This is a genomic window from Pseudomonas sp. Colony2 (assembly GCF_019382755.1).
In the GTDB taxonomy this organism is placed as follows: Bacteria; Pseudomonadota; Gammaproteobacteria; order Pseudomonadales; family Pseudomonadaceae; genus Aquipseudomonas.
This window is the reverse complement of sequence record NZ_CP080030.1, coordinates 5,055,700-5,063,689: the sequence shown is the minus strand read 5'-3', so window position 1 is coordinate 5,063,689 and position 7,990 is coordinate 5,055,700. Positions and strand designations below refer to the sequence as shown.

The 7,990-nt window shown below is 64.0% G+C and carries 7 protein-coding genes; 4 read left to right on the top strand and 3 right to left on the bottom strand.

Annotated elements, in window-relative coordinates; all coding sequences use genetic code 11:
* From dsbG to dsbD, 3 genes are read right to left on the bottom strand one after another with little or no spacing between them, the layout of a single operon-like run.
* Positions 1-762: a thiol:disulfide interchange protein DsbG gene (gene dsbG, locus JV201_RS20140; protein WP_003209017.1), complete on the bottom strand. Its 762-nt coding sequence runs from the start codon at positions 760-762 to the stop codon at positions 1-3.
* On the bottom strand, positions 738-1,607 hold the full coding sequence (locus JV201_RS20135; RefSeq protein ID WP_177008990.1) for a TlpA disulfide reductase family protein: 870 nt from the start codon (positions 1,605-1,607) through the stop codon (positions 738-740). Before JV201_RS20135 ends, dsbG begins: the two co-directional genes overlap by 25 nt.
* A complete protein-coding gene (gene dsbD, locus JV201_RS20130) occupies positions 1,607-3,337 on the bottom strand; it encodes a protein-disulfide reductase DsbD (protein ID WP_219405970.1) in 1,731 nt (576 codons plus the stop codon). The genes JV201_RS20135 and dsbD overlap by 1 nt, the downstream gene beginning before the upstream one ends.
* A gap of 175 nt (positions 3,338-3,512) precedes the next feature.
* On the opposite strand from dsbD, the gene JV201_RS20125 reads away from it, so the two are divergent.
* The 4 genes from JV201_RS20125 (at position 3,513) to JV201_RS20110 (ending at position 7,960) form a co-directional block, all read left to right on the top strand.
* Positions 3,513-4,193, top strand: a complete 681-nt coding sequence (locus JV201_RS20125; RefSeq protein WP_003209011.1) for a response regulator — start codon at positions 3,513-3,515, stop codon at positions 4,191-4,193.
* The gene (locus JV201_RS20120; RefSeq protein ID WP_219405969.1) at positions 4,193-5,512 is read left to right on the top strand and encodes an ATP-binding protein; all 1,320 of its coding nucleotides are present in this window, start codon (positions 4,193-4,195) and stop codon (positions 5,510-5,512) included. Before JV201_RS20125 ends, JV201_RS20120 begins: the two co-directional genes overlap by 1 nt.
* A 123-nt stretch (positions 5,513-5,635) precedes the next feature.
* Complete coding sequence (locus tag JV201_RS20115) at positions 5,636-6,409, top strand: N-acetylmuramoyl-L-alanine amidase (protein WP_003209007.1); 774 nt, start codon at positions 5,636-5,638, stop codon at positions 6,407-6,409.
* A 150-nt stretch (positions 6,410-6,559) separates the two neighbouring features.
* Positions 6,560-7,960, top strand: coding sequence for an aspartate aminotransferase family protein (locus JV201_RS20110; protein ID WP_003209003.1), 1,401 nt, complete (start codon positions 6,560-6,562; stop codon positions 7,958-7,960).
* Positions 7,961-7,990 lie beyond the last annotated feature (30 nt).

The following is a 7,990-nucleotide window of genomic DNA, read 5'->3' as shown; positions in this document are numbered from 1 at the left end:
TTATTTCGGACCGAGAATCTTCACCAGCTTATCCGGCGACGGCGCTCCTTGCTGTTGCTGCAACCCACCCTTGTCATCCAGATAGAAAATTGCCGGCGTGGCCGACAACTCCAGCTCGTCCATCAGCTTCATATTCGAATCAAGCTTGGCCTGGATATCCGCCGGGATCTTTTCCAGCGCCTGCAACTTGCTGCCTTTACCGGCCGACTCATGGGCTTCCAAGGCCTGTTGCGGGTCCTTGGCGGCAAACAGCGCGGCCGACTTGCCCGGGCTGTCTTCACGGATAATCCCCACCATGATGTGCCGCAACTGTACCTTGCCCGACTTCACCCAAGGCCGCGCCTGCTCCCAGAACATATTGCAGTACGGGCAGTTCGGGTCGCTGAACAGGTACACGATGCGCGGCGCGTCCTTGTTGCCGTCCTGGATCCAGTTGCTGTGTTCCATCTTGGCCCAGACTTCCTTGGCCATCGGCGCATACACCAGTTTCTCCAGCGGCGCGGTGCTCAGGTCATTGCCATCGGCGTCGTACAGGTTGCCGGCAATCACGCTTTTGCCATCGGCAGTCAGGTACAGCGCCATGCCACGGTTCTGGTATTGCGCCGCATAACCTGTGAGGCCGCTGGGCGCATCGAACTTGCCGATGATCTTGGCCCCCTTGGCTTCGATGTTCTTGATCGGCGCCGGCCAGTCTTCGGCGTGGACCAGGCTGGCGGCCAGGGTCAGGGGCAGGAGTGTCAGCAGGTGGCGGAGGCGGAGCATGGCGAATTCCTTGTGGTGGCCGGCAAGGCCGGTTTGGCGGTGGTCGGCTCGAAGCGCTCCATGGCGCGGGCCAGGCTGGCCTGTGAGAGTTCGCCCAGGTGGCTGTTGATCAGGCGACCATCAGGTTGGTAGAAGAGGGTGGTGGGCAAGGCCATGGAGCCGACGGCCTGGCCGAGGCGGCCGCTGGCGTCGAACAGCACGTTATCCAGGTTCAGGCCCTGGGTCGCCAGGTAGGTGGCGACGCTTTGCATGCTTTCGGCCTGGTTGACGAACAGGAAGGTCACGTCCGGGCGCTGGCGCTGGGCACTTTCCAGTACCGGCATTTCGCGCCGGCACGGCGGGCACCAGGTGGCCCACAGGTTGATCACCAGCGGGCCGCCCTTGTAGTCGGCCAGTTGCACGGTTTCGCCATTGGCGTTGCGCAGGGCAATGTCCGGCAGGTGCGTGCCTTTTTCGTAGAGGGTCAGGGACAGGCTGGTCAAGGCCCAGAACGCCAGGCCGGTGATCACGCCGGCGCTCAGTGGCTTGCGCAGCAGCGGGCGGCGCCAGCCGTAGATCAGCGCGCCGATGATCAGCACGATCACGCCGGGCCAGGCGAGAAAACCGCCGTCGCGCAGGTCGACGATTTGCAGCGGGTCATTCTGGTAGTACGACCAGTACATCAATACGAAGCTGACGCGTGCGGCGAGCATACCCAGCAGAAACAGGGTGAACAGCACCGACTCGGGGTTCTCGCCGCCGCGCTTGGCCACCCGCCAGCCCACCAGGGTGGCGAGGATCAACGCCGTGATCAGCAGCAAGTGATTCAGGGCGATGGCGAAGGTGCCGATGGTCAGTGTCAGCATCAGAGGGCTTCCCGGGCTTGGGTCCAGCGTTGCAGGAAGGCGGCGGCGTCGACTTCGCCGGTGATGCGCTGGGCGCGGCGCTCTTCACCGTCGGGGCCGATCCAGACGAAGCTCGGCGGGCCGGGGACCTTGTAGCGGCCCAGCAGCTCGCGGCTGGCGGCGTTGTCGGCGGTGACGTCGAGGCGCAGCAGGCGCACATCCTTGAGGGCGTCCAGTACCTCGGGTTTGCCGAACACCTGTTTTTCCATGATCTTGCACGACACGCACCAGTCGGCGTAGTAGTCCACCAGCACCCATTGGCCCTGGGCCTTGGCACTGTCGAGCTGGCTTTGCAGTACGGCCGGGTCGTTGATGGTCATGAAGGCTTCGTGGGCGGTGGGAGCACCGGCTACCCGCGAGCCGCTGTAGACCTTCAGCGGTTGCCACAGGTCGTCGCTGCCGCCGGCCGCGCCGATCACCAATACGCTGCCCCAGAGGCCCAGCACCAGCGAACCGGCACCGAACAGCATGGCGGTACGCCCGAAATCGTGGGCCAGGCGCCAGCCGCAGTAGGCCATGACCAGCGCCAGCACACCCCACAAGCCGAGCCACAGGGTTTCACCGACCACCGGGCGAATCATCAGCACGGCGGTGGCGAGGAACAGGAAGCCGAAGATGCCCTTGAGGATATTCATCCAGGTGCCAGGCTTGGGCAGGAAGCGGTTGCCCACGGTCACCAGCAGCAACAGTGGCACACCGATGCCGATGCCCATGACAAACAGGATCAGGCCGCCGTGCAAGGCGTTGCCGCTTTGGGCGATGTACAGCAGCGCGCCGGCCAGGGGCGCAGTCATGCACGGGCCCACCAGCAAGCCGGACAGGGCGCCGAGCACGCCGGCGCCTACCAGGCTGCCGCCGCTTTGGTTGCGGCTGACGTTGTCCAGGCGATCGCGCAGGAAGGCCGGCAGTTGCAGTTCAAAGAAGCCGAACATCGGCAGGGCGAGAATCACAAACAACGCAGCGAAGCTGCCGAGGATCCACGGGGTTTGCAGCAGGGCGGCGAGGTTGCTGCCGAGCAGCGCAGCCAATACACCGAGCGCGGCATACACCAGCGCCATGCACACCACGTAGCTGGCGGCCAGGGCAAAGCCGCGCCGTGGGCTGGCGCCGCTGCCGACCACAAGGCCGGCGAGGATCGGCAACATCGGCAGGGAACACGGGGCGAAGGCCAGCAGCAGGCCCAGGCCGAAGAACACCAGCAGGCTCCAGCCCAGGCTGCGTTGTTGCAGGCCGCTGGCCAGGCTTTGGTCCTGGGCCTGGCCGGTGGCGCCGACGGCAGGGTTGCCGCCCAGGTCCACGGTGATCGATTGCGGCGGGTAGCACAGGCCGGCATCGGCGCAGCCTTGCCAGCCGAGCTTGACCTGGCCGGTGGCGCCAGCGGGAATCTTCACTTCCAGGCCCTGGCGATAGACTTGCTGCTCGCCAAAGAACTCGTCGCTGTGGGCTTCGCCCTGGGGCAACGTCGGCTTTTCGGCCAGGCCATCGAATTTCATGCGCTGCTGGTACAGGTAGTAACCGTCGGCAATCTGCCAATACAACTGGGTTTCGCCGGAGGCCAGACGCTCGGAGGTAAAGGTGAAGGCTTTGCCCACCGGGAGGAAGTCGGGTTTGGTCTCGAATGGATTGTTGCCAGGCGCGGCCTGGGCGAATCCAGCAAACACTACCAGCAGAAAGATAAACAGATGCCGCATGATCAAGCCTTAGTTCGAAGCAAGTGGGACACACAATGTGTGGCGTTGATTAACCGATGATTAACCGGGCTATCCTAGAAAGAAGCGATTATCCGGGATTCTTGGCGTTGGCGGCATAATGCACGCTTAATCCACTGCCTTTTTAATCACCCTCACATTTTGCAAAGGGTTCACCATGCACGTACTGGTCTGTGAAGACGACGAGCTGATCGCCAGCGGCATTGTTGCCGGGCTCAGCGCCCAGGGCCTGACGGTCGAGCGCGTCGGCACGGCTGCGGCTGCCCGGGCGATGCTCAAGGTGGCGGAATTCGACGTGATGGTACTCGACCTCGGCCTGCCGGATGAAGACGGCTTGAAGCTGTTGCAGCAACTGCGCAGCCAGGGCCTGGAGATTCCAGTGCTGATCCTGACCGCACGGGATTCGGTGACCAACCGCGTCGACGGCCTGCAGGCCGGTGCCGACGACTACCTGCTCAAACCCTTCGACCTGCGCGAACTCGCCGCACGCCTGCACACCCTGTTGCGCCGGGTGGCTGGGCGCAGCGTCAACCTGATCGAGCACGGGCGCCTGACCTACAACCCCAGCAGCCGCGAAACGTTGCTGGGCGGTGAGTCGGTGGACCTGTCCCGCCGCGAGCAGGCGCTGTTGCAGGCCCTGTTGCAGAACCGCGGCCGGGTGCTCTCCAGCGAGCAACTCAAGGACAGCGTCTACGGCCTGAACGACGAACTGGAAAGCAACGCCCTTAACGTGCACATCCACCACCTGCGGCGCAAACTCGGCAACGGCATCGTCGAAACCGTGCGCGGCCTGGGCTATCGCCTGGGCCCGGCTGACGGTGGAGAGGACGCTTCGTGATGAGCCTGCGCCTGCGGCTGACCTTCAAGCTCGGCGCAGCCTTCGTGCTGATCTGGGTCCTGGCCGCCGCGTGGATGCTCAACGACCTGCGCAACCAGATGATGTTTTCCCTCGACCAGCGCCTGGTGGCGTCGGCGCGCATGGTGGCGGGGCTGATGGAGCAGATGCCCGGCCTCTCCAGCACGGGGGAGGGCGCGCACTTCAGCGCCGAACAATTGAATGTGCCAGGCGGTATGGCGTGCCAGGTCAGTTCCTTGCGCGGCGTGGTTTTGGCCCGCAGCCACACCACGCCGGACCAGGGCCTGGAGTCGCGCAAGAGCGGCTTTCGCGACCAGATGATTGATGGCGTGGGCTGGCGCAGCTTTACCCTGTCCCGTGGCGATTTGTTTATCACCACCGCCGACCGGCAGGTGGAGCGTGAAGCGTTGAACCTGTCGATCCTGCTGGCCGCCTCGGTGCCGGTGGGCGTGGCATTGTTGGGCTGCCTGTGCCTGTTGTGGCTGGGGATCGGCCAGAGCCTGTTGCCGCTCAACCGCATGCGTGACGCCTTGATGCGCCGCAGTGCCGACTCCCTCGAACCGTTGCAGATCAGCCCGCTGCCCAGCGAACTCAAGCCACTGCTCGACACCCAGAACCAGTTGCTGCAACGCATCGCCAAGACCATCGAACGCGAACGCCGCTTGACCGGTGACGCGGCCCACGAACTGCGCAGCCCGTTGACCGCGATCAAGACCCACCTGCAAGTGGCGCGCATGACCGAAGGCGCCGCCCGTGACCAGTCCCTGGCCCAGGCTGAAGAGGGCGCCGACCGCTTGCACCGCACCCTTGAGCAGTTGCTGCTGCTGGCGCGGGTCGAAGGCAGCCTGTCGTTTGATGACGGCCTGCAATCGAGTGCCGAGCAAGTTGCGCAACTGGCGATCCAGGATGCCAACGGCGGCGACAATCAGCGTATTGACCTGATCCTGGCAGACGGTTTGTCCGAAAAACCTTTGGAAATGCCGGTGGGCCTGGCCGTCGCGGCCCTGCGCAACCTGCTGGACAACGCGTTGCGCCACACCCCGGCCGATACCCGGGTGGAGCTGAGTGTGTCCAGCGCTGGCGACAATGTGGTGTTCCGGGTGCGTGACCATGGCGCGCCGATTTCCAGCGAAGACTTGCAACACTTGACCCAGCGCTTCTGGCGCAACGGCAACAGCCCGGGTTGCGGCCTGGGGTTGGCGATCGTCCAGGCCATCGTGCAGCGCTGCTCGTGCTCCCTGAAATTCGACAGCCAGGCCGATGGCATGCGCGTCGACCTGGGCATGCCGTTGCGGCGCTGAAACCTTCTTTTCACAGCACACATAGCTACCGCCATCCTCAAGCGCAACGCTTCAGGATGGCGGTAATTTTTTTGTGTTTGAACCGGCTGAATGACTCGGCCTGTGTTGAAAAGGACAGCCCCTATGTTGGTTATCGATTCCACGTATCCCGCAAACGACTTCAATGAGCGCAATGGCCAGGCCGTGCGCCAGGTGATTGTGCATTACACCGCCGCGCCCTTTGCCTCGTCATTGCGTGCACTGACCCGCGACGGTTTCAGTGCCCACTACCTGTTGGCCGACCCCCATGACGCCAGCTACCGCGCCGCCGGCTATGACGAGTTGCGGGTATTTCGCCTGGTGGACGAAGCGCAACGCGCCTGGCACGCCGGCACCAGCCACTGGGCCGGGCGCGATAACCTCAACAGCCGCTCCATCGGCATTGAAATCGTCAACCAGGCCCGGGATGACGCCGGTGTGTTGACCTTCCCGGCGTATGGCGCAGAGCAGATTGACGTGTTGATCGCCTTGATTCGTGACATTCAGGTGCGTTACCCGGCGATCGGTCCTACCGACATCCTCGGGCATTCCGACATTGCCTATTGGCGCAAGAGCGACCCCGGCCCCCGCTTGCCATGGCGCTGCCTGTTCGAGGCGGGCGTGGGGGCCTGGTATGAAGAGGTGGCCAAGATGGCCTATCAACGTCGGTTCGACATCGGCCTGCCGCCAGAGGTTGAGGTGGAGCGGGCGTTCCAGCGCTACGGTTATGCCCCGGCGAAAAATCGCCTGGGTTTCCAGCAACGTGTCCGTGCGTTCCAGATGCATTTTCGGCCCTCTGACTACAGTGGGCGGCTGGATGCGCAGACCTGCGCGATCCTGTATGCGTTGAATGAAAAATACACCGGGGTGGCCGGGTAAATCCGCTAAAGCTGTTTTTAACGACCACAGGTGTAAATCCTCCCTTCGCTGATGCGTTTCCAGAACAGGAAATCCGTGCGCGGCCCTTGGGCCTGGCGCCAACGGGTGGGCAGTTTAGTCACCATCATCAGCGTATTGAGGGATCGAGAGATGTCAGTCGCTACCAGCCGTATCGAAGAGACCCAGGCGGTCCCTGCGGAAACGCTTTACCAGTTCGATGAAACCCCGCTGCTGGCCCGCCAGCGCCAGCAGGAATCCAATGCCCGCAGCTACCCACGGCGCATTCCCCTGGCGCTCAAGCGCGCCCGTGGGATCTATGTCGAGGACGTCGAAGGCCGCAGCTTTATCGATTGCCTGGCCGGTGCCGGCACCCTGGCGCTGGGGCACAACCACCCGGTGGTGATCGATGCCATTCGCCAGGTGCTGAGCGATGAATTGCCGTTGCACACCCTGGACCTGACCACGCCGGTCAAGGACCAATTCGTGCAGGACCTGTTCGGCCTGCTGCCGCCGGCGCTGGCGCGGGAAGCCAAGATCCAGTTCTGCGGCCCCACCGGCACCGATGCGGTGGAAGCCGCGCTGAAACTGGTGCGCACCGCCACCGGGCGGAGCACGGTGTTGTCATTCCAGGGCGGTTATCACGGCATGAGCCAGGGCGCCCTGAGCCTGATGGGCAGCCTGGGGCCGAAGAAGCCACTGGGCGCGTTGCTCGGCAATGGCGTGCAATTCCTGCCATTCCCGTACGACTACCGTTGCCCGTTCGGGCTGGGCGGCGCGGAAGGGGTGAAGGTCAACCTGCATTATCTGGAAAACCTGCTCAACGATCCCGAGGCCGGTGTATTGCTGCCGGCGGCGGTGATCGTCGAGGTGGTGCAAGGCGAGGGCGGCGTGATCCCGGCTGATCTCGACTGGCTGCGCGGCCTGCGGCGCATTACCGAGCAGGCTGGTGTGGCGTTGATTGTCGACGAAATCCAGAGCGGCTTTGGTCGCACCGGCAAGATGTTTGCCTTCGAACATGCCGGCATTGTCCCGGACGTGGTCGTGCTGTCCAAAGCCATTGGCGGCAGCCTGCCACTGGCGGTGGTGGTGTATCGCGACTGGCTCGACACCTGGTTGCCGGGCGCCCATGCCGGGACCTTCCGTGGCAATCAGATGGCCATGGCGGCCGGCTCGGCGGTGATGCGTTACCTCAAGGACCACGACATTCCCGCCCACGCGGCCGCCATGGGCGAGCGCCTCGGCGAACACCTGCGCATCCTGCAGCGCGACTTCCCGCAGTTGGGAGACATTCGTGGCCGTGGGCTGATGCTCGGTGTGGAACTGGTGGACCCCGCCGGTGCGCCTGATGCCCAGGGCCACCCGCCGGTGCATCGCCAACTGGCGCCGCTGGTGCAGCGTGAATGCCTCAAGCGCGGGTTGATTCTCGAACTGGGCGGGCGACACGGCAGCGTCGTGCGTTTCCTGCCGCCGCTGGTGATTACTGCCGCAGAAATCGACCGTGTGGCCGAGATTTTTGGTCGCGCCCTGGCGGCGTCGGTCACCAGCCTCTAATTTTTTATCGGGCTGGCACGTTCCTTCTTA

Excerpts from the sequence above, each read along its gene's own strand:
- JV201_RS20110 (WP_003209003.1), top strand. The coding sequence starts at position 6,560 with ATGTCAGTCGCTACCAGCCGTATCGAAGAGACCCAGGCGGTCCCTGCG.
- dsbD (WP_219405970.1), bottom strand. The coding sequence starts at position 3,337 with ATGCGGCATCTGTTTATCTTTCTGCTGGTAGTGTTTGCTGGATTCGCC.
- JV201_RS20135 (WP_177008990.1), bottom strand. The coding sequence starts at position 1,607 with ATGCTGACACTGACCATCGGCACCTTCGCCATCGCCCTGAATCACTTG.
- JV201_RS20115 (WP_003209007.1), top strand. The coding sequence starts at position 5,636 with ATGTTGGTTATCGATTCCACGTATCCCGCAAACGACTTCAATGAGCGC.
- JV201_RS20120 (WP_219405969.1), top strand. The coding sequence starts at position 4,193 with ATGAGCCTGCGCCTGCGGCTGACCTTCAAGCTCGGCGCAGCCTTCGTG.
- JV201_RS20125 (WP_003209011.1), top strand. The coding sequence starts at position 3,513 with ATGCACGTACTGGTCTGTGAAGACGACGAGCTGATCGCCAGCGGCATT.
- dsbG (WP_003209017.1), bottom strand. The coding sequence starts at position 762 with ATGCTCCGCCTCCGCCACCTGCTGACACTCCTGCCCCTGACCCTGGCC.